Raw genomic sequence first — 20,034 nt, forward strand, 5'->3', positions numbered from 1 at the left:
CTTCCCCGGCGGGGGGGCCAATTCGGGGCAGGTGGAGGTGGCTTCCCCCTCCGACCCCTTCGGGGCCACCTCCCCCGCAAGCGGGGGAGGAGCGGGTCGCGGCAGGCTTCACGGCCTCCATTGCAGGAAATTGGCGAGCAGCGTCAGGCCGACGCGCTGGCTCTTTTCGGGGTGGAACTGCGTGCCGATGAGGTTGCCGCGCGCGACCGCCGCCGCGAAGGGGCCGCCATAATCGCACCAGGCGGCGGCTTCGCCTTCATCCTCGGGGCGGAAAACGTAGGAATGGGTGAAATAGGCGTGCGGCTGGTCGCCGAGGCCGGCCATCACAGGATGGGGCCGGGGCAGGCGCAGCGCGTTCCAGCCGACATGCGGCACAGGCAGGCCGGGGGAGGGGGTGAGCCCCTCGACGAGGCCATGGATCCAGCCGAGGCCGCGCGTCTCGCCGTCCTCCAGGCCAATGTCCGCCATCAGCTGCATCCCGACACAGATGCCCAGGAAGGGCCGCCCGCCTTGCAGCACGGCCTCCTCCAGCGCGTCCACCATGCCCGGGATGGCCCGCAGCGCGCCGGCGCAGTCTGCAAAGTGGCCGACACCCGGCAGCACGATCCGCTCGGCCCGGCGGATGGTGTCAGGGTCGGCCGTCACGGTCACATCGCCTGCGGCGGCGGCGAGGGCGCGCGCGCAGGAATGGAGATTGCCGGAGCCGTAATCGATCAGGGCGACGCGCGTCATGGCGCGCTCTTAGCGGCGGCGGTGGGCCATGGCAATTATGCCCCGGTAGAGTTGCTGGCCTGAGATGCTGCGCTGACCCGGATCGGCGAATTCCTGCGCCTTGAAGGGTATGGATACTCCCGAAGACCCGATTCCACGCGCCTTGCCCTGTCCGGCTTGCTCACAGCTGCAGGTGCTTCCAGCCAATTACTGTGAGACGTGCGGGCATCGTTTGCCTCAAGCATTCCATCGAAAAGGCGCGGCCCAGGCCCCAGCCAGCAGCCCCGCTCAGAAACCGGCTCCTGTGCCGTTACCGCCGTATATGGTGCGAAAAGGCCCGCCCCCGAAACCATTCGACCCTGCGCGTGCAGGCGAATTCTCGGGCATATCGAGGTCGCCGCCTCTGGCCGCAGTGGCGGCCGGGCGCTGCGTGCGCTGCGGCGAGCCGCAGGATGGCGTCGCGAACCTCAGCTATGCCTATGAACCGAAAGACGTGTATGGTGGCCGAACAATGTATTCGGCGGGGTATGACCCCGGAATGCCTCCGGAAGGTGGGCTGCTAGTCCGGCCGGGGCCGTTTCGGACCGGGCGTTTCGGGGACCAGCCAGAGATGGATTTCTGGGGCCAGCTGACGGCTGGGGCTGTCTTTGACCTGCACGTCGATGTCGTGCGGGTGTACGTGGCCGCGTGCTCAAGTTGCGGCGAAAGCGACGTCTTCGGCTTGCGGGCCGCTGGCGAAGGGCTCGCCAGGTTCCGGGTCGTGTCGCCCGTCAGGGATGGCGCCGGGGAGGAACCCTAAAGACTGCCCTTGGTGCTCGCCGGCTTGCCGCCGAGGCGCGGGTCGATGGCGATGGCGGTGCGCAGGGCGCGGGCGGTGGCCTTGAAGCAGCTCTCGGCGATATGGTGGCAGTTCTCGCCGTAGATGTTCTCTATGTGCAGGCACATGCCGCCATTGCCGGCCAGGGCATGGAAGAACTCCTTGAAGAGCTCGGTATCCATCTCGCCGATCTTGTCGCGCGAGAAATGCACCTTCCAGACAAAATACGGCCGCTTGCACAGGTCTATCGACACCCGCGTCAGGGTCTCGTCCATCGGGATATAGGCATGGCCGAAGCGCGTTATGCCGCCGAAATCGCCCAGCGCCTTTGCAATCGCCTGGCCGATGACAATGCCTGTATCTTCCACCGAATGGTGCATGTCGATGTGCAGGTCGCCTTTGCAGCGGACGGTCAGGTCCATCAGAGAGTGGCGCGCCAGGCTGTCGAGCATATGGTCGAAGAAGCCGATGCCGGTATCGATATCGGCCTTGCCGGTGCCATCGAGGGTCACGGAGACGGAAATGTCCGTTTCCTTGGTCTTGCGGGTCACATCTGCGGAGCGGGTCTGGGTCATGGCGGCCATATAATCCGTTGCTGGCCATACAGCTAGCACATCCCTGTTCACGGATTCCTAAACATCTATGGGTCAGTGTCAGCGGGCGTTATTGATCAGAGGCCCGTCCGGGACAGTTGTGAAACAAGGCACACTCCTTGGCCGTTTGACCGGCAGTCTTACGATCCCGGCCTTTGCGGGGATTGCAGGCGGGCTTTTGTCCTCCGTTCTGTTCGTGATCATTGTCGCGGTCGAAGTGTTCGTCCGCACCCGGGCCAACGGCGAACCGCTTGGGTTTTCCTTGCCCGTTCCCGTCGTTATCGCCCTGCTCGTCGGGACAATCCTGGTCTCGGCCTGTTTCTGTTACCTGTTGGCGCGGCCGCTGCAGGGCGTCTTCCTTCGTTTCACGAACTATATGATGACGACGCGCGGCGATACGGATGCGGACCTGCGCAGCCTGCAGTTCCCGGAACTCCGGCGCCTGCGCGTTGCCACGACCCGCGCTGTCAGAAAACTTCGCCGCGAGAATGAGGCGCTCCGCAAGATCGCCTATCGCGACGCCCGCACCGGCCTGCCGAACCTGGTTGCTTCAGAAAAGCGGATCACAGACTCCCTCCCGATGGCCAGTTTCGAGCGGCCTGCTGCCTTCATGCTGCTGGACATCGACCGCTTCGCTCATCTGGTGGAGCAGGTGGGTGTCACCTATGGGGACTCGCTCATCTATCTGGCTGCGCAGCGGATTACGCGCGCGCTGAGCGATGTGCCTGATCCGTCTGCAGCAGCACTTCGCGGCTCGATGCTTGCGGCGCTGTCAGCCGATCAGTTCACCCTTTACATGCCGGATGCTGTCAGCCGCGAGCACGTCATCGCCATCGCCCGGGCGATCCGGAACGCTTTTGCCGAGCCATTCACAGTCCAGGGGCGTCCGGTGACCATGTCGCTGTCGGGCGGGATCGTTATGGCGCCGGAAGATGCCGATTCTCCGCAAAAGCTGATCCAGAACGCGAAACTCGCGCTCCGGCTCGTGCGCAATGAATCCCAGTCGGGCTTCCGCTTCTTCACGCCGCGCCTCACCCGGATTGTTCAGGGCCGCTACCGGTTCGAGGCAGAATTGCGCGAGGCGGTCGAGAACCGCGAATTCAAGGCCGTGTTCCAACCCAAGATCGACTTTGCCACAGGCCGGATCGTGGGCGCCGAGGCGCTTGCGCGCTGGCGGCGGGCCAATGGCAAGCTGATTTCCCCGGCCGCTTTCATCCCGGTTGCCGAGGAGGCCGGCCTGATTGATGAAATCGGGCGGCAGATCCTTGAAGCAGCCTGTGAAGCCGGGCGTGTGTGGGAGCTGGAAGGGCATGATGTGACGGTGGCCGTCAACGTCTCGCCCAGCCAGTTCCAGCGCAGCGACCTGACCGAAATCGTGATGAGCGCGCTCAAGCGCTCGGGTCTCCATCCCCGGCGCCTGGAGCTGGAAATCACCGAGAGCATGGCGGTGTCGGACCCCGCGCGGGTTGCCGAGTTCATATCACCGCTCCGCGCGATGGGCACGAAGCTTGCGATTGATGATTTCGGCACCGGCCACTCCAACCTCGCGATGCTCACCCAGCTGCCATTCGACGTGTTCAAGATCGACCGCCAGTTCGTCTCGGCGCTCGAGACGGATCGCCAGGCGCCCGCGATCGTGGAAATGATCCTCGCCATGGCCGAGACGCTGGGCCTCAAGACAGTGGCAGAGGGCGTCGAGACGACACGGCAGGCGGATTTCCTGCGCCGGCGCGGTTGCACCATGGCGCAGGGTTTCCTTTACAGTCCTGGCCTGCCGGATCAGGCTTTCCTCGACCTGCTTCGGGCCTGGAAGCCGCTGGGCGCCAATGACGAATTGCGGTCTGGCGGCGCTCAGGCTCAACGGGAATAGATCAAGACTTCTGTCCCGCTCAGCAGTGTCTTGCCGGTGCAGGTGTAGCCAGTTTTCTCGGCAACCCGGATCGACGCCTGATTGCCAGGTTCGATGACGCAGCAGCTCGGTTCTGCCAAAGTCCGGTCGAGCCATTGATGCATCGCCTGCACTGCTTCGGTCGCGATGCCGCGCCCCCACGCCGACGGGCCAAAAGCCCAGCCGGCCTCTGCGCCGCTGACGAGTTCCGGCGGCAGGCCGCGCTGGAAGTCCGCAAAACCCGCCTCTCCGAGAAACGCGCCTGTCTTGCGGTCTGTGACGACCCAGTAGCCGAAGCCCCGCAATGTCCACAGTCCGGCGCCGCGCAGCAGCGCAAACCAGGCATCCTGGCGCGCCCGGGGCTTGCCGCCGATAAAGCGCGTCACGTCTTCTTTCGCCCACATGTCGGCGGCAGCATCGAGGTCTTCAGCTTTGGCGCCGCGCAGCGTCAGGCGCTCGGTTTCAAGAATCGGCGCGTTCATTCGGTCAGGGGAGTCCCGATTAGATAGTCCGTTGCCGCATCAAAGCAGCTGCCACGCAAGGCCACCCAGCCACCCGGCGAGTCAGGCTCGGTGAATATCAGGTCCATCTGGCCCCAGGCATGACTGGTCCTGCCTGAGAGCGGGTCAACCATAGCTGCCGGGCAGGGGCCTTCGGTGCCCGCATCCGGGTCAACCCACACCCCGGCATGGTATCCCCGGCCGGACGTTACGCCGGCAAGGCCGTCAAATATGGCTATCAGCCGTGCGCCGCCTTCGCCCGGAAATGAAAACACGGCCCGGCCATCCGGCAGGTCTGCCTCATAGATGACCTCTCCGATCGGGGTGCTCCAGGCCTCATCGGCATGAACCGGAAGCATGATCGGCCACAGGGCCAGCAGCGACGAAGCCATCAGTTTGCGCATTGCAGGCACCTTTCCGCTCGTTGTCATCCATAGCTGTTTGCATACGGACCATAGCAGCGCGCACGGCTCTCAAGAATAGGGCTCAAGCTGAATAGGCCGAGGCGAGATCCGGATCCTTCGAAGCGACAAGGTCGGCGAGGTCGGAGATGACTTTCGCCTGTTTCCAGGTGGCATCGTCCTGCATCTTGCCGTCGATCATTGCGACACCCGACCCATCCGGCATGGCGGCGAGGATCTTCCGGGCAAATCTGACTTCGTCAGGGTCCGGCGAGAACACGCGCTTGGCAATCGCGATCTGGTTCGGGTGCAGGCTCCATGCCCCCGCGCAGCCGAGCAGGAAGGCATTGCGGAACTGCTGTTCGCAGGCATCCAGATCTGCAATATCGCCGAACGGGCCATAGAAGGCATTGATCCCGGCCATGCGGCAGGCGTCGACCATCCTTGCGATTGTGTAGTGCCAGAGATCCTGCTGAGCGTTTGCGCGCGGGCTGCCATCGGCGTGCGGGTCTTCAAGGACGCGGTAGAAGGGGTGCCCGCCGCCGACGCGGGTGGTCTTCATCTTGCGGTTAGCCGCAAGGTCCGCCGGTCCGAGCGAGATGCCCTGCATCCGGGGGGAGGCGAGCGCAATCTCCTCGACGCGGGCCATGCCCTCTGCGGTTTCGAGGATCGCGTGGAAGAGGATGGGTCGGCTCAGCCCGGCCTTGGCCTCCAGCTGAGCAACCAGCTGGTCGGCATAGTGAATGTCCCAGGGTCCCTCGACCTTGGGCAGCATGATGACGTCCAGCTGCCGGCCGGCCTTGAGGACCAAATCCGTTACATCATCCAGGAACCAGGGGGAGTTGATGCAGTTCACCCGGCTCCAGAAACCCGTGCCGGAAGCCTGCCAATCTATCATGTTCGCCATTTCAACCGCGCCCGCACGCGCTGCGTCCTTCGCATCGGAGGGAATGGCATCCTCAAGATTGGCAAGCAGGACATCCACCTGCTTCGCCATATCCGGCACCTTTGGCCGGATTTTCTCATTATGCCCGGGAACGAAGTGGATCATCCGCTCCAGCCGGACTGGCAGGTCCCGGAATGGCTCCGGCGCCCCGATGGCAAGCGGCTTGAAAAACTGACGCGGCGTTTTCTGTGACATGGCTTGGCTTCCTCCCGAAGCGCATCGCCTAGCCAGAATGCTGCAGCGCGTCAAACTGCGACGGGGGGAACGACCCGCGCCGCCACGCGTTGACCTAGCGACAGTTTAAGGAGGCTCAGCCATGTCGCTTGTAATGATCCTGTTGACCATTTTCCTTCCGCCCGTCGCGGTGGCGGTCAAGGAAGGCCTGGGCCTCCAATTGCTGCTCAATATCCTGCTGACACTGATCGGCTGGCTGCCGGGCGTTATTCACGCCTTTTGGGTGAACACCCGGTCAGGCACTTCCGTCGCCTGAATGGGTGAGCCTCAGCCTTCAGACGGTATGCCTGCTTCGATCCGCTGCTCGGATGCCATGGCGCGACGGAAGATGATGACCGCCAGAACGGCCACGCCCACCGCTGCGACCACTTCGGCGCCGATGATCACCGGCAGGCTTGCATGAAGTTCCGAGAGGAACGCCCAGATGGATGTTCCAAGAAAAATCGCTGCGATTTCAACGAGAAGAACAGTTGCGATGAGGGCACGGAAAAAGCGGCCCATGAGAGACCCCGAAGCTGGAACACCAGCATGTGCTGGCCCGCCCAATATCGGACGGCGTCCGGTAGCGTGCAAGGGCGCAAATACGGTGCGGCGCTATCGCCGCCTGCGGCCAGGAAAACCTCCCGCAGCCGCCATCGGATGCGCGGTCTCGAGGAGTTCGGCCAGCTCGTCCGTCAGCACATGGGTGTAGATCTGCGTGGTGGCGATATCGGCATGGCCGAGCAGGGTCTGGACGCTGCGAAGGTCTGCGCCTCCCTGCAGTAGGTGCGTGGCATAGGCGTGCCGCAGGGCGTGCGGATACACACGGTCGGGCCGCAGGCCGGCCTTCAGCGCAAGCTCCTCGAGCATCTGGCCAAGGCGCCGGCGGGTCAGGTGGCCGTCCTTGCCGCGCGACGGAAAGACGAACAGGTCGGCCCGAGTGCGTTGGATCGGCGTGACGGGCAGGGCAGCCTCACGGTCTGCAAGCCATGCAGCTAGGGCATTAAGGGCCTCCCGGCCGAGCGGGCAAAGCCGGTCTTTCCCGCCCTTTCCGCGGATGATTATGTCCGCGGATAGCCATTGGCCACTCTTGCGCCTCGGGAGGTTGCCCATGCGTAGCGAGACGAGTTCGGAGGCGCGCAGCCCGGCACCATAGAGCAGCTCCACGAGGCAGCGCAGGCGGGCATCCCTGCCGCAAGCCTCGATCAGGCGGGCGACTTCTTCCCGGCTCAGCACATCCGGTACTTCCCGCTCGGGTGAGGGGCCATCAAGCCGGGCGGTGGGGTCGTCCGTTCGGTCGCCTTCCTGGAAAAGGAAACGGAAGAAGCGGCGCACGGCGGAGAGCTTTCTTGCCTGGGTCGACGGCGCCATGCCGCGCGCAGCAAGGTCCGACAGCCAGCCGGCGAGGTCCGGTGCGCTCGCCCGGGTCAGCCCCCCTCCGCAGAACTCCGATGCATCCAGCAAGTCCCGGCCATACGCATCCAGCGTGTGCGGGCTGGCGCCCCGCTCCGCAGACATCATCTCAAGGAAGGCCCCGATGCGTGCACGATCACTCATGACGCCAGACTAGGCGCGCCGCTTTAAGGCAGCATGAACAAAGAGCTAGTTGAAAACGCCTTCTACGGGTATGCGAATTTCGCCTTCCGGCGGGGCATTGCTGGCAGCGCGCTGCCCGAGCCACCACATACCGCCCACGATAACGACGACCGCGACAAGGAACAGGATGAGGTATTTGCGCATGAAGCTGGTCCTGATTGGTTCAAGTCACAGGCTGATTCTGCCCGCCGATCTGGCTGCTTATGTGGCACCCCTAGGATATCTGCGCAACGCCGGGTAAGAAGTAGTTATGCCGTCTGACGCAGACCCTCCGAGTTCTCTGCCGCCCTATCAGGGGCGCACAATTGCGCTTGTCGGTCTGATGGGGGCAGGAAAATCGACAGTCGGGCGGCGTCTTGCAGAGCGCCTTGGCCGCGAATTCTTCGATAGCGACGCTGAAATCGAAAAAGCAGCCGGCTTGTCGATTCCGGACATATTCGCCCTGCACGGGGAAGCTGATTTTCGCCGGGGAGAGAAACAGGTCATCCGCCGCCTGCTCGAGCGGCCTCCGCACGTCCTGGCAACGGGGGGAGGGGCGTTCATTGATGCTGACACCCGCGCCCTGATGCGCGAACGTGCCGTCACGGTGTGGCTGAATGCGGACCTCGAGACCCTCTGGCGCCGCGTCCAGAAGCGTGAAGACCGCCCGCTCTTGCACCGGCCCGACGCCAAAGCGCACCTGACGAACCTTGTGACTGAACGCCAGCCCTATTATGCGCAGGCCGACCTGACCGTCCATTCAAAGGACGGACCTCATGCGCAAACTGTGAACGCGATCCTGAAAGCCCTTCAGACCTGGACCCCGTCATGATCACTGCCTCATCGCTGGAAACGGTGCGCGTCAATCTCGGTGCGCGTTCCTATGACATTGTCGTTGGCGCAGGGGCGCTTGCCGAACTCGGCCGGCGCCTGCCGCCCATGCTGAAGCGGCCGAGAGCCTTTGTCCTGACCGATGAAACCGTGATGCGGCACCATCGCGGCGCGCTGGAAGACGTATGCCGCAGCGCCGGGATCGCGCTGGACTGGATGGCGGTGCCCGCAGGGGAGCAAACCAAGACCTTCAGCCAGCTGGAAGCTGTCCTCGACTGGCTGCTTGCGGGCGGCGCGGACCGGGGAGACATCCTGATCGCATTCGGCGGCGGTGTGATCGGCGATATGGCCGGCCTGGCGGCCAGCCTGATGAAGCGCGGGATGGGGTTTGTGCAAGTGCCGACGACGCTGCTCGCCCAGGTCGATTCCTCTGTGGGCGGAAAAACAGCCGTCAACACACCGAGCGGCAAGAACCTGATTGGCGCTTTTTACCAGCCCCGGCTCGTGATCGCCGATACCGGCCTGCTCGCCACGTTGCCTGCACGCGAATTGAGAGCCGGTTATGCCGAGATCGTCAAATACGGCCTGATCAATGATGCTGCCTTTTTTGAATGGCTTTCCGAAAAGGGCAGCGATGTGCTCGGCCTTGAGCCGGAAGCTATCCGCCATGCGGTTGCGTGTTCCTGCGCCGCAAAGGCGGCCATCGTGGCGGAGGACGAAACAGAATCGGGGGTGCGCCAGCTGCTCAACCTCGGTCACACCTTCGGACATGCGCTTGAAGCCGCCAATGATTATGGGCCCGACCTCCTGCACGGCGAAGCCGTCGCGCTCGGCATGGCGCTCGCTTTCAGGTATGGCGCGGCGCAGGGACTCACGCCCGCCGCCGATGCGGAGCAGGTAACCCGGATGCTGGGCGCCAGCGGGCTTCCTGTTTCTCTTGCGGGCTGGGACCTGCAGCGCTTCGCGCCGCAACGGCTCGCCAGCCTCATGCAGCAGGACAAGAAAGCGCGCGGCGGACGCGTTCCGTTGATTCTCGCGCGCCGTATTGGCGCAGCGTTTGTTCATCCTGATGCAGATCTTTCTTCTGTGGAAGAATTCCTCGGCCGCGAAATATCCGGGGCCAAGTGAGCCAGCTGGGAACAAGAGATGATTGCCGGATACGCAGCCGCCATATTCTGCCTACTGATGATTTCAGCCTTCTTCTCGGGATCCGAGACCGCGCTGACAGCGGCGTCCCGCGCGCGGATGCACGCGCTTGAAAAGGAGGGTAACCGCCGGGCGCAGACCGTAAACAAATTGATTGCCAATCGTGAGAGCTTCATCGGCGCAATCCTGCTTGGCAACAATGTCGTCAATATTCTTGCTTCTGTTCTCGCCACTTCGCTTTTCACGATGATGTTCGGTCCTGGGGGTGAGGCGTTGGCGATCGCCACGCTCGTCATGACCGTCCTGGTGCTGATCTTTGCGGAAGTTCTGCCAAAAACTTATGCCATTTCGAGGCCGGACGCAGTCGCGCTGACAGTTGCCGGGCCGATCCTGCTGCTTGTGCGTTCGGCTTCCTGGGTCATTAAGGTCATTCAGTGGATTGTCGCAGTGTTTCTTCGCCTGCTTGGTGTGGGCGCGCCCGCGAACCCTCTGTCTGCGGAGGACGAGATTCGCGGAGCGATTGATCTGCATGCCGCTGAAGGCGGGGTGGGCATGGCCGACAAGTTGCGCCTCGTCGGCGCGCTCGACCTGAAAGACCTCCTCGTTGAGGACGTCATGATCCACCGCAAGAACATCCAGATGCTGGATGCGGATATGGACAGGCGGCAGCTGGTGATGAAAGCCCTGTCCAGCCCCCATACCCGCCTGCCGCTCTATCGCGGCGAGAAGGAGGAGATCATCGGCATCCTCCACGCAAAGGATTTGCTGCGCGCGGCCCTGCCGCTGGGCGGTGACCTTTCAAAGCTCGATCTCGAAACGATCCTTCGCCAGCCCTGGTTCGTTCCGGAAACGACGCCGGTGCAGGAACAACTCGACCAGTTCCTGTCGCGCGGCCAGCATTTTGCGCTTGTCGTCGATGAGTATGGTGAGCTTCAAGGCCTGATCACGCTCGAGGATATCCTGGAGGAGATCGTCGGCGCGATCCATGACGAGCACGATGTTCAGGTTCAGGGTGTTCGACCCCAGCAGGACGGGTCGGTCAATGTGGATGGCTGGGTGCCGATCCGCGACCTTAACCGGGCAACTGGCTGGAGCCTGCCGGACGAGGAGGCTGTTACAGTCGCCGGACTGGTCATTCATGAGGCGCAGACAATCCCCGAGCCCGGCCAGAGCTTCGTCTTTCACGGCTACAGGTTCAACATCCTCAGGCGGCAACGCAATCAAGTGACCGGGCTCAACGTCTCCAAAGCCGAAGACCCCGCCTGAGGGCCGATCAATCCGGGGCGCGTGCTTTCAGGGAAAGGGCGTGGAGGCCGGTGTCGAACTCCTTCTGCAGCACTATCATGACAGCGCGCTGCACCTGGACGCGCGACAGGCCGGCAAACGCCTCTGCGACGATTTCGACAGAATAGTGGGTCTCCCCGCCGGGCGCTGCGCCGGCATGGCCGGCATGGGCGGCGCTATCGTCCTTTACGGTCAACAAGACAGGCTCGAAAGCGACCGCTAGCACTTCTTCAATCCGCGAAAGCCTGTCAGTTGGTTGTGGCATCTTTACCCGGCGCTCCTTATTATCCCTGCCCATGTCCGACGGAGAGCGTTTCATCTACCGCGTCAAGTTCACCGATATACGTGTGAACCCTCCCGCCGACGAGGCTTCTCGTCAGCGGGCGAAGCGCACGCGTGTCTGCGAACAGCCGGGATGCGACCTTGAGGGCGCTCACCCCGCGCCGGCACCCGGCGGAAAAGGGCGCCGCTGGTTCTGCGAAGGCCATGCGGCGGCGTATAATCGGGGTTTCAATTTCTTTGAGGGGATGACGGAGAGCGAGGCTGCCGCTTTCCTCCGCGCCGAGCGCTATGGCCACAAACGGACCTGGCGCTTCGGGGCCGGGCCGGTTGGCGGACAGAAGGCGGCTCAGATGAACGACCCGCGCAAATGGTCCGGCCGGGGCTTTTTTGACATGGACGACACGCCAGCGGCTGAAGCGCGGGTGGCGGCCCATCGCTCCAGCCTGCAGATTCGCGCCCTGAAAGAGCTGGATCTTGAGGCTGACGCAACGTCTGCCGAAATCCGGGCGCGCTATGCCGAATATGTCCGCCGGTTCCACCCGGATTCCAACAAGGGCGACCGCTCGAGTGAGCACAAGCTCGCGCGGGTTCTGCGGGCAGGCAAGCTGCTCAAGGCGTCGGGGCTGATGAAAGCCTGACCACTGCGCTGCGGGGCGCCATCGCCGCATGGACATGTGCCCGCGAGGTGTGGTGAAAGGCGCGAAAGATCTACTCACGGCCAGACTGGCCAGAATGGGAACAGGCAGACATGAACAAGGGCCTCGTCACGCTTGTCGGCGGATCCGGATTTATCGGGCGCTATGCGGCCCGCGCGCTCGTGGAGCAGGGGTGGCGGGTCCGGGTCGCCTGCCGCCGGGTACATGCGGCTCTTGATGTGCGCCTCGCCGGGCCGCCCGGCTGGGTTGATGTGGTGCAGGCCAACATTCGCGACCGGGCCTCGCTTGAGCGCGCCCTGGACGGCGCTGATGCGGTGGTGAACCTTGTCGGCATCCTGTTTGAGAAGGGCCGCCAGACCTATCAGGGTGAGCAGGCCGACGGGGCGGGGCTGCTCGCGAGGATCGCGGCAGAAAAAGGGATCACGCGGTTTGTACAGGTGTCTGCCATTGGCGCCGATCCTCAGTCGAAATCGCCCTACGGGCGCACCAAGGCAGCTGCTGAAGCAGCGGTCAGGGAAGCTATCCCCTCGGCGGTCATTCTGAGGCCTTCCATTGTGTTCGGGCCAGAGGACCAGTTCTTCAACCGGTTCGCCAATATGGCGCGGTTCGCGCCGGTTATGCCGGCCATTGGCGGCGGCCGAACCAAGTTCCAGCCCGTTTTTGCCGGGGACGTGGCGGCGGCAATTGCTGCAGCGGTGACGCGGGATGACATTTCCGGGAAGACCTTTGAACTCGGCGGCGCGCGCAGCTACACCTTCAATGAGCTTTTCGATATCATCCTGAAGACCATTGATCGTCCGCGGTTCAAGGTGCCGGTGCCATTTTTCGCGATCCGTCCTGCGGCCTATATCGCTGGTGCGGTCTGGCGCTTTGTGCCGCCGTTCTCCTGGGGCCTATTTGGCGCTCCGCCGATTACGGGCGCGCAGATTGAGATGCTCACAAAAGACAACGTCGTATCCGGCGATCATCCCGGCCTTGCAGACCTTGGCATCACGCGCCCGGAAACCGTCGAGGCGATTGTGCCATCCTATCTGTGGCGCTTCCGACCCTATGGCGAGTTCCACAAAGCCCGCGAGGCCTGAGGCGCCCTCGTTGCCTGCTCAGAACCAACCCATGACGAACGGGGACGTCAGGAGCAAGAGCACGCCCAGCGCCAGCCGGTAGATGACAAAAGGCAGGAAGCTCATCCGCCGGACAACGGTCATCAACAGTCCGATCGAGGCGTATCCTGAGACAAAGGAAAATGCCGCGACAATGAGGCCGTCGGTGAACGTGAGGACCGACTCGCCGTCAGATGTCATGAGGCCGAGGATCCCATAAAGGCTGACAGCCGCCAGCAGCGGCGCACCGATCAGCATGGCAAAGCGCGCCGCCTCGGTACGCTCATAGCCGAGCGCCCGCGCGGCGGTCATGGTGATGCCGGATCGGCTTGTGCCCGGGATGATCACCGCGATGAGCTGAGTGGCGCCAATGAGTATGGCGTCGCGCAGGGTCATGTCGGCTTCGGTGCGGGTGCGGCCGCCCTTCACATCGGCCCACCAGAGAAGCGCACCGAAGAAAATCGTGGCGGCGGCGACGGTATAGACGGTGCGCATCCCCGTCTGGAATACTTCCGGGGCCAGCCGGTCATAAAGAAGCGCGCCAATCATCGCAAAAGGCGTTGCAACCAGGATGCAGAGCGCGAGCCGGGCGCCGCGCGAAAGCGAAGCGGGTTTCCGCACAGGGGCGAGGGCCAGTTCGAAACTCCCGAAGATTGCCGCGCTGACATCCTTACGGAAATAGATCAGCATCGCCACCAGAGTTCCGGAATGCGAGATCGCGTTGATCAGCAATTCATCCCGTCCGGTGACACCGAAAAAATCCGATGCGAGCAGCACATGCGCCGATGACGAAATCGGCAGCCATTCGGTCACGCCCTGGACGATGGCAATAAGGATCAGCTGTATCAGGGACATGCAACGGCCAACTTTTTCTGGAGACCTTGCGGTTAAAGCAATTTGGATGCCGTTGGCAGGGTCAAATTAAAGTATCAAGTTGATATTATGAGTAAGCACCGAAGCTCGGCTGCGCGCCGGCAGTGAGGAAAATCTGCAAGTCAGATATCAATTAGATATTATAATTGATAAAAGCTGCTTCCCCGGCGCGCTCCGCCGGTCTAAAGCCATGCGGCTGCGTTCAGGAGGACGGAAATGGCGGAAAAAATGCTCCAGTTCACAAAGGTTTCGCGGGCAATGCCGGCGAAACGCCCGCCTGTTGAACGCGCGTCTGATTTCGGCGAGATCTATGCGGGCTACACGCCCGAGGCCGCAGAGGCACAGGCCAGTCGCTGCTCACAGTGCGGGGTGCCGTTCTGTCAGCAAGGGTGTCCGCTCCAGAACAATATTCCGGACTGGCTGAAGCTCGCCGCTGAAGGCCGCATGGAAGAGGCCTGGCGGGTGTCATCCGCAACCAACAACATGCCGGAGATCTGCGGCCGCATCTGCCCTCAGGACCGGCTGTGCGAGGGTATCTGCACGATCGAGCAATCTGGCCATGGCACAGTGACAATCGGCTCAATCGAGAAACACATCACGGATACCGCGTGGGCCGAAGGCTGGGTTCAGCCAATCAAGCCCATGCGGGAACGCGCCCAGTCTGCCGGCATAATCGGCGCTGGCCCGGCAGGGCTCGCTGCTGCGGAACAACTCCGCCGCAAGGGTTACCAGGTCACCGTTTATGATGCCTATGACCGGGGAGGGGGGCTGCTGATCTATGGCATTCCCGGTTTCAAGCTTGAAAAAGATGTCGTCGAGCGCCGGATCAAATGGCTGGAGGACTCAGGGATTACGTTCCGGTTCAACACCCGCATCGGGGTCGACAGGAGCCTCTCCGAGCTTCGCGCTGAACATGATACAGTGCTGATCGCCACCGGCGTTTATGCAGCGAAAGACCTGAAGTGTCCCGGCAGCGGCGCAGATGGTGTTTTCGCGGCGCTCGAATACCTCACCGCGTCCAACCGGGTCGGCCTCGGGGATGTCGTGGAGGAATATGAATCCGGCGCGCTCAATGCTGCAGGCAAACGGATCGTTGTCATTGGCGGCGGTGATACCGCCATGGATTGCGTGCGAACGGCAATCCGCCAGGGCGCAAAATCGGTTACCTGCGTCTACCGGCGGGACAGGGCCAACATGCCGGGCTCCCAGCGGGAAGTGCAGAATGCCGAGGAAGAAGGCGTTGTCTTCGAGTGGCTCGCCAATCCGGAATCGATTCTCGATACCAAGGCCGGCAAGGTGAAGGCAGTCCGGGCAAGCCGGATGAAGCTCGGAGAACCCGATGCCTCCGGCCGTCAGGCGCCTGTGAAAACCGGGGAAACATTCGATCTGAAGGCCGACATGGTGATCAAGGCGCTGGGCTTTGACCCGGAAGACCTGCCGGCTCTGTTCAATGAGCCGGCCCTCACGGTCAACCGGTGGGGCGCCGTGCGCATCGACTATGCGACGATGATGACCAGTCTGCCGGGCGTCTATGCCGCCGGGGATATCGTGCGCGGCGCCTCGCTGGTGGTCTGGGCCATCAAGGATGGCCGGGACGCGGCCGAAGCAATGCACAAGGCAATGAAGGCCGCAGATGCGGCAGCGAAAGTGGCGGCGGAGTAAATCAGATGTCTGATTATGTGAAACAGTATGAGCAGAACCGCCAGCGGCTGATCGAGGCGAATGCCTATAACCCCGACGATGAGCGCGACGCCTGCGGCGTTGGTCTCGTTGTGGCGCTTGACGGCAAGCCCCGCCGCGAGATCGTGGAAATGGGTATCAAGGCGCTCAAGAATGTCTGGCACCGCGGCGCAGTCGATGCAGATGGCAAGACCGGGGACGGCGCCGGTATCCGGCTTGATGTGCCGCAGGATTTCTTCCGCGAGCATGTCAGCCGTACGGGCCATAGCCCGACCGATGACCGGATCTGTGTTGGCCAGATATTCCTTCCGCAGACGGATTTCTCCGCGCAGGAGGCCGGGCGCACCCTGGTGGAGCGCGAAGTGCTCAACTCAGGCTTTTACATTTATGGCTGGCGCCAGCCGCCGGTCGATGTGTCAGTCATCGGGCAAAAGGCCAAGGACACGCGCCCGGCCATCGAACAGATCATGTTCCGCGATGCCCGCAACCGGACGCCCGAGGAGCTTGAACGCGCCCTTTATATCTGCCGAAGGCGGATCGAACGTCGCGCCCGCGAAGCGGCGATCCCTTCCTTCTATGTTTGTTCGCTCAGCCATAAATCCCTGATCTACAAGGGCATGTTCCTTGCGCAGGATATCGACAATTTCTTCCTCGACCTGCGCGACCCGCGCTTTGTCTCGGCCTTTGCGATCTACCACCAGAGATATTCCACCAACACCTTTCCCCAATGGGCGCTTGCGCAGCCGTTCCGCCAGATCGCCCACAATGGTGAAATCAACACGCTGCGCGGAAACCGCAACTGGATGAAGAGTCACGAGATCCGAATGGTCTCTGAGGCGTTCGGTGATTATACGCAGGACCTGAAGCCCGTGATCCCGGATGGAACATCCGATTCCGGAGCATTGGACGCAGTCTTCGAACTTCTGTGTAAATCAGGACGCCCGGCCCCGATGGCCAAGGCGATGCTTATTCCGGAAGCCTGGTCGAAACGGGACTCGGTCATGCCGGTGGCGCACCGCGCGCTGTATGATTACTGCAATTCGGTGATGGAGCCCTGGGATGGCCCGGCTGCTATTGCCGCCTATGACGGGCGTTGGGCGATTGCAGGCCTGGACCGGAATGGCCTCAGGCCTCTGCGCTATGCTCTGACGACGGATGGTATCCTGGCAGTCGGCTCGGAAACCGGCATGTGCCCGCTGGGTGACCATGAAATCGCGCGCCGGGGATCCATCCCCGCCGGCGGGATGATTGCGGCCGATCTCGGGACAGGCAAGTTCTACGACCACCGGGAAATCATTGATTACCTTGCCGCTCAGGCCCCTTACGAAGATTGGCTGCAGGCGGTCGTTGAACTTGAGCCGGAAATCGGACCGGGGCCGGAACCGGCCTTGTTCGGACGTGAGGACCTGCTGCGGCGCCAGACAGCCGCAGGCTTCACGCTCGAAACGCTCGAACTGATCCTTGCGCCGATGGCAGAGGGGGCAAAGGAGGCAGTCGGCTCCATGGGTGATGATACAGCGCCGGCAGTGCTGACATCCGCCTATCGCCCGATGAGCCATTTCTTCCGCCAGAATTTCAGCCAGGTGACCAACCCGCCGATTGACCCGCTGCGGGAAGGCCGGGTCATGAGCCTTCGCACCCGCTTCAAGAACCTCGGAAATGTTCTGGATACAGACAAATCCCAGCAGGAAGTGTTTGTCCTCGAAAGCCCGGTGCTGACAACCGGCATGTATGAGCGTCTTATCGAACGGCTCGGCGTCGGCACGGAAATCATCGACTGCACATTTGCCGCCGAAGATGTGACTTCCGAAGGCGCAGCGCTCAAGGCTGCGCTGGAACGTATCCGGCGCGAGGCTGAAGAAGCAGTCCGGGCCGGGCGCGAACACATCATCCTGACGGACGAACACCAGTCGGCCACCCGGATCGCCGCCCCGATGGTTCTCGCCACCGGCGCTGTTCATTCCCACCTGGTTGCTCAAGGGCTGCGGACATTCTGCTCCATCACGGTCCGGTCCGCTGAATGTCTGGATACGCATTACTTTGCGGTTCTGGTCGGCGTTGGTGCGACCTGCGTGAATGCGTACCTCGCTCAGGATGCGATTGCTGATCGCCATGCGCGCGGATTGATGGGCGATATGTCGCTCGGAAAAGCCGTGCAGAATTACAAGGAAGCCATTGAGGCGGGTCTTCTCAAGATCATTTCGAAAATGGGTATCTCCGTCATCTCGTCATACCGCGGAGGATACAATTTCGAGGCGCTCGGGCTCTCCCGCGCATTGGTCGCGGATTACTTCCCCGGCATGTCCAGCCGCATTTCCGGCCTCGGCCTCGCGGGCCTCGAAGAAAACGCCCTTGTCCGGCATCAGAAGGCTTTTGATGAGGACGTCATCTCGCTTCCTGTCGGCGGGTTCTATCGTCTGCGGGCGTCGGATGAACCTCATGCCCTTGATGGCAACCTGATCCATACGCTTCAGGCGGCGTGCGACCGGGGCGACTACTCAATCTACCGGAAATATGTCGATGCGGTTCACAACCGTGACCCGATACAGTTGCGAGACCTCCTGGATTTCAAGGCCGCTGGACCGGCCGTGCCGCTGTCTCAAGTTCAGTCGATCAATGAGATCCGCAAGCGGTTCGTCACACCGGGCATGTCGCTCGGAGCGCTTTCGCCAGAGGCGCACGGAACGCTGAACATCGCCATGAACCGCATCGGCGCAAAGTCCGTATCCGGAGAAGGCGGTGAGGACCGCGCGCGTTACCGTCCGCTTCCGAACGGCGACAACATGAACTCTGCGGTCAAGCAGATCGCCTCCGGCCGCTTTGGTGTGACGGCGGAATATCTCAATGAATGCCGTGAAATCGAGATCAAGGTGGCTCAAGGCGCAAAGCCGGGCGAAGGCGGCCAGCTTCCGGGCTTCAAGGTCACGGAACTGATTGCGAAGCTGCGCCATGCAACGCCAGGCGTGACGCTGATCTCGCCCCCGCCACATCACGATATCTATTCCATCGAAGACCTCGCCCAGCTGATCTATGACCTGAAGCAGATCAACCCGGATTGCCGGGTCTGCGTGAAACTCGTCGCTCAGTCCGGCGTCGGCACGGTCGCGGCCGGCGTTGCAAAGGCGAAGGCAGACATCATCCTGATCGCCGGCGGTGTCGGCGGCACGGGCGCGAGCCCGCAGACATCAATCAAGTATGCTGGCCTCCCCTGGGAAATCGGCCTGGCGGAAGCCCATCAGGTGCTCTCCCTCAACAATCTGCGCGACAAGATCACTTTGCGTACGGATGGTGGCCTGCGCACGGGCCGTGACATTGTCATCGCGGCCATGCTGGGCGCCGAGGAATATGGTATTGGCACAGCCTCGCTCGTCGCAATGGGCTGTATCATGGTGCGCCAGTGCCACTCGAACACCTGCCCGGTCGGCGTCTGTACGCAGGATGAGGCGTTGCGTGCACACTTTACGGGTAACCCCGACAAGGTCGTGAACCTCATGAGTTTCATCGCTGAGGATGTCCGCGAAATACTCGCCTCTCTCGGCCTGAAATCGCTCGATGAAGCCATCGGTCGCACGGACCTCCTGAAACAGGTCAGCCGCGGCGCGACCCATCTCGACGACCTCGATCTCAACCCGCTCCTTGTCCAGGTCGATACCGACAGCCCGGTTGTCTACAAGCCGAACCGGCGCGAACCTGTGCCAGATACGCTGGACGCTCAGATCCTGCGCGATGCCGAACCCTTCTTCGAGCGCGGCGAGAAGATGCAGCTCGAATACGGCGTCCAGAACACGATGCGGGCCATCGGCGCGCGCGCGAGCTCGCGCATTACCCGTAAGTTCGGGATGCATTCCCTGCCGGAAGGCCGCTTGCACATCCGGCTGGAAGGATCGGCTGGACAGTCGCTGGGTGCGTTCAGTGTCCAGGGCTTGCTCCTTGAGGTTCTAGGCGACGCGAACGACTATGTCGGCAAAGGCCTCTCCGGTGCGACGATTGTCGTCACGCCGCGCCCGCGTGACCGGCGTGCGGCGGTCGGCGATGCGATCATCGGCAATACCTGCCTCTATGGCGCCACTTCGGGAAAACTGTTCGCAGCAGGTACAGCAGGTGTCCGTTTCGCGGTCCGCAACTCCGGCGCAAAGACGGTTGTTGAAGGGTGCGGCGCCAATGGCTGCGAATACATGACCGGTGGAAGAGCTTTGATTCTCGGTTCGGTTGGCGACAATTTCGGCGCCGGCATGACGGGCGGCGCAGCCTTCATCTGGGATCCTTCAGACCGTTTCGAGCGGGTCGTGAACCCGGACTCGGTTGACTGGTATCCGCTGGCCGAAATGCCGGCCGAGCATATCGGCGAGGCGCGCGCCCTGCTTGAGGAACATGTCCGCCGCACCGGTTCAGTGCGGGGCAAGGAACGCCTTGACTATTGGGAAACGACGCTCAGCCAGACACTGATGGTCGTGCCGAAGGAAATCGCGGCCCTTCTTCTGAAAGGCAAAGGCGACACTGCCCGCCGGAAGGAAGCCGAACGGGCCTGATCCTTCCGG

Annotated in this window: 19 protein-coding genes; 9 read left to right on the top strand and 10 right to left on the bottom strand. The window is 62.6% G+C overall.

The features are described 5' to 3' along the window. Window positions 1-108: 108 nt before the first annotated feature. Together hisH and hisB are read right to left on the bottom strand one after the other, a co-directional pair. Complete coding sequence (hisH, locus tag ACK4SV_RS05985; protein WP_409916897.1) at window positions 109-732, bottom strand: imidazole glycerol phosphate synthase subunit HisH; 624 nt, start codon at window positions 730-732, stop codon at window positions 109-111. Between the two features lie 774 nt (window positions 733-1,506). Beyond that, window positions 1,507-2,103, bottom strand: a complete 597-nt coding sequence (gene hisB / locus ACK4SV_RS05990; protein ID WP_409916898.1) for an imidazoleglycerol-phosphate dehydratase HisB — start codon at window positions 2,101-2,103, stop codon at window positions 1,507-1,509. A gap of 145 nt (window positions 2,104-2,248) precedes the next feature. Here hisB and ACK4SV_RS05995 point away from each other — a divergent pair, with 145 nt between their 5' ends. Further along, the gene (locus ACK4SV_RS05995; RefSeq protein WP_409916899.1) at window positions 2,249-3,991 is read left to right on the top strand and encodes a putative bifunctional diguanylate cyclase/phosphodiesterase; all 1,743 of its coding nucleotides are present in this window, start codon (window positions 2,249-2,251) and stop codon (window positions 3,989-3,991) included. Here ACK4SV_RS05995 and ACK4SV_RS06000 read toward each other — a convergent pair. From ACK4SV_RS06000 to ACK4SV_RS06010, 3 genes are all read right to left on the bottom strand, one after another. Beyond that, window positions 3,979-4,491 carry a GNAT family N-acetyltransferase gene (locus tag ACK4SV_RS06000; RefSeq protein ID WP_409916900.1) on the bottom strand — a complete coding sequence of 171 codons (513 nt, stop codon included), beginning with the start codon at window positions 4,489-4,491 and terminating at the stop codon, window positions 3,979-3,981. The two genes, ACK4SV_RS05995 and ACK4SV_RS06000, sit on opposite strands and share 13 nt — an antisense overlap. Beyond that, window positions 4,488-4,913: a hypothetical protein gene (locus tag ACK4SV_RS06005; RefSeq protein ID WP_409916901.1), complete on the bottom strand. Its 426-nt coding sequence runs from the start codon at window positions 4,911-4,913 to the stop codon at window positions 4,488-4,490. Before ACK4SV_RS06005 ends, ACK4SV_RS06000 begins: the two co-directional genes overlap by 4 nt. Window positions 4,914-4,995: 82 nt before the next feature. Continuing rightward, window positions 4,996-6,051 carry an HpcH/HpaI aldolase/citrate lyase family protein gene (locus ACK4SV_RS06010; protein ID WP_409916902.1) on the bottom strand — a complete coding sequence of 352 codons (1,056 nt, stop codon included), beginning with the start codon at window positions 6,049-6,051 and terminating at the stop codon, window positions 4,996-4,998. Between the two features lie 133 nt (window positions 6,052-6,184). Here ACK4SV_RS06010 and ACK4SV_RS06015 point away from each other — a divergent pair, with 133 nt between their 5' ends. Then, window positions 6,185-6,346, top strand: a complete 162-nt coding sequence (locus ACK4SV_RS06015) for a YqaE/Pmp3 family membrane protein (protein WP_409916903.1) — start codon at window positions 6,185-6,187, stop codon at window positions 6,344-6,346. Between the two features lie 11 nt (window positions 6,347-6,357). Here the strand turns inward: ACK4SV_RS06015 and ACK4SV_RS06020 are convergent, their stop codons facing one another. The 3 genes from ACK4SV_RS06020 to ACK4SV_RS06030 form a co-directional block, all read right to left on the bottom strand. Continuing rightward, window positions 6,358-6,591, bottom strand: coding sequence for a hypothetical protein (locus tag ACK4SV_RS06020; protein WP_409916904.1), 234 nt, complete (start codon window positions 6,589-6,591; stop codon window positions 6,358-6,360). 93 nt (window positions 6,592-6,684) lie between these two features. Further along, window positions 6,685-7,626 (bottom strand): tyrosine recombinase, encoded by a 942-nt coding sequence (locus ACK4SV_RS06025; protein ID WP_409916905.1) that lies wholly within the window; start codon window positions 7,624-7,626, stop codon window positions 6,685-6,687. Between the two features lie 45 nt (window positions 7,627-7,671). Beyond that, window positions 7,672-7,809, bottom strand: a complete 138-nt coding sequence (locus ACK4SV_RS06030; RefSeq protein WP_409916906.1) for a hypothetical protein — start codon at window positions 7,807-7,809, stop codon at window positions 7,672-7,674. Between the two features lie 106 nt (window positions 7,810-7,915). Between ACK4SV_RS06030 and ACK4SV_RS06035 the strand changes: the two genes are divergently transcribed. From ACK4SV_RS06035 to ACK4SV_RS06045, 3 genes are read left to right on the top strand one after another with little or no spacing between them, the layout of a single operon-like run. After that, window positions 7,916-8,476 (top strand): shikimate kinase, encoded by a 561-nt coding sequence (locus tag ACK4SV_RS06035; RefSeq protein ID WP_409916907.1) that lies wholly within the window; start codon window positions 7,916-7,918, stop codon window positions 8,474-8,476. Next, window positions 8,473-9,603, top strand: coding sequence for a 3-dehydroquinate synthase (aroB, locus tag ACK4SV_RS06040; RefSeq protein ID WP_409916908.1), 1,131 nt, complete (start codon window positions 8,473-8,475; stop codon window positions 9,601-9,603). Before ACK4SV_RS06035 ends, aroB begins: the two co-directional genes overlap by 4 nt. Before the next feature lie 18 nt (window positions 9,604-9,621). After that, complete coding sequence (locus tag ACK4SV_RS06045) at window positions 9,622-10,887, top strand: HlyC/CorC family transporter (RefSeq protein ID WP_409916909.1); 1,266 nt, start codon at window positions 9,622-9,624, stop codon at window positions 10,885-10,887. 7 nt (window positions 10,888-10,894) lie between these two features. On the opposite strand, the gene ACK4SV_RS06050 is transcribed toward ACK4SV_RS06045, so the two are convergent. Further along, window positions 10,895-11,170 carry a BolA family protein gene (locus ACK4SV_RS06050; protein WP_409916910.1) on the bottom strand — a complete coding sequence of 92 codons (276 nt, stop codon included), beginning with the start codon at window positions 11,168-11,170 and terminating at the stop codon, window positions 10,895-10,897. Between the two features lie 31 nt (window positions 11,171-11,201). Here ACK4SV_RS06050 and ACK4SV_RS06055 point away from each other — a divergent pair, with 31 nt between their 5' ends. Beyond that, window positions 11,202-11,825 (top strand): J domain-containing protein, encoded by a 624-nt coding sequence (locus tag ACK4SV_RS06055; protein WP_409916911.1) that lies wholly within the window; start codon window positions 11,202-11,204, stop codon window positions 11,823-11,825. A gap of 110 nt (window positions 11,826-11,935) precedes the next feature. Further along, window positions 11,936-12,925, top strand: a complete 990-nt coding sequence (locus tag ACK4SV_RS06060) for a complex I NDUFA9 subunit family protein (RefSeq protein ID WP_409916912.1) — start codon at window positions 11,936-11,938, stop codon at window positions 12,923-12,925. Between the two features lie 18 nt (window positions 12,926-12,943). On the opposite strand, the gene ACK4SV_RS06065 is transcribed toward ACK4SV_RS06060, so the two are convergent. Continuing rightward, complete coding sequence (locus tag ACK4SV_RS06065; RefSeq protein WP_409916913.1) at window positions 12,944-13,798, bottom strand: undecaprenyl-diphosphate phosphatase; 855 nt, start codon at window positions 13,796-13,798, stop codon at window positions 12,944-12,946. 234 nt (window positions 13,799-14,032) lie between these two features. Between ACK4SV_RS06065 and ACK4SV_RS06070 the strand changes: the two genes are divergently transcribed. Further along, a complete protein-coding gene (locus ACK4SV_RS06070; protein ID WP_409916914.1) occupies window positions 14,033-15,478 on the top strand; it encodes an NAD(P)-dependent oxidoreductase in 1,446 nt (481 codons plus the stop codon). Window positions 15,479-15,483: 5 nt separating this feature from the next. Then, window positions 15,484-20,025 (top strand): glutamate synthase large subunit, encoded by a 4,542-nt coding sequence (gene gltB, locus ACK4SV_RS06075; RefSeq protein ID WP_409916915.1) that lies wholly within the window; start codon window positions 15,484-15,486, stop codon window positions 20,023-20,025. Window positions 20,026-20,034: the final 9 nt, after the last annotated feature.

It is taken from the genome of Hyphomonas sp. (assembly GCF_046313735.1).
Classification (GTDB): domain Bacteria; phylum Pseudomonadota; class Alphaproteobacteria; order Caulobacterales; family Hyphomonadaceae; genus Hyphomonas.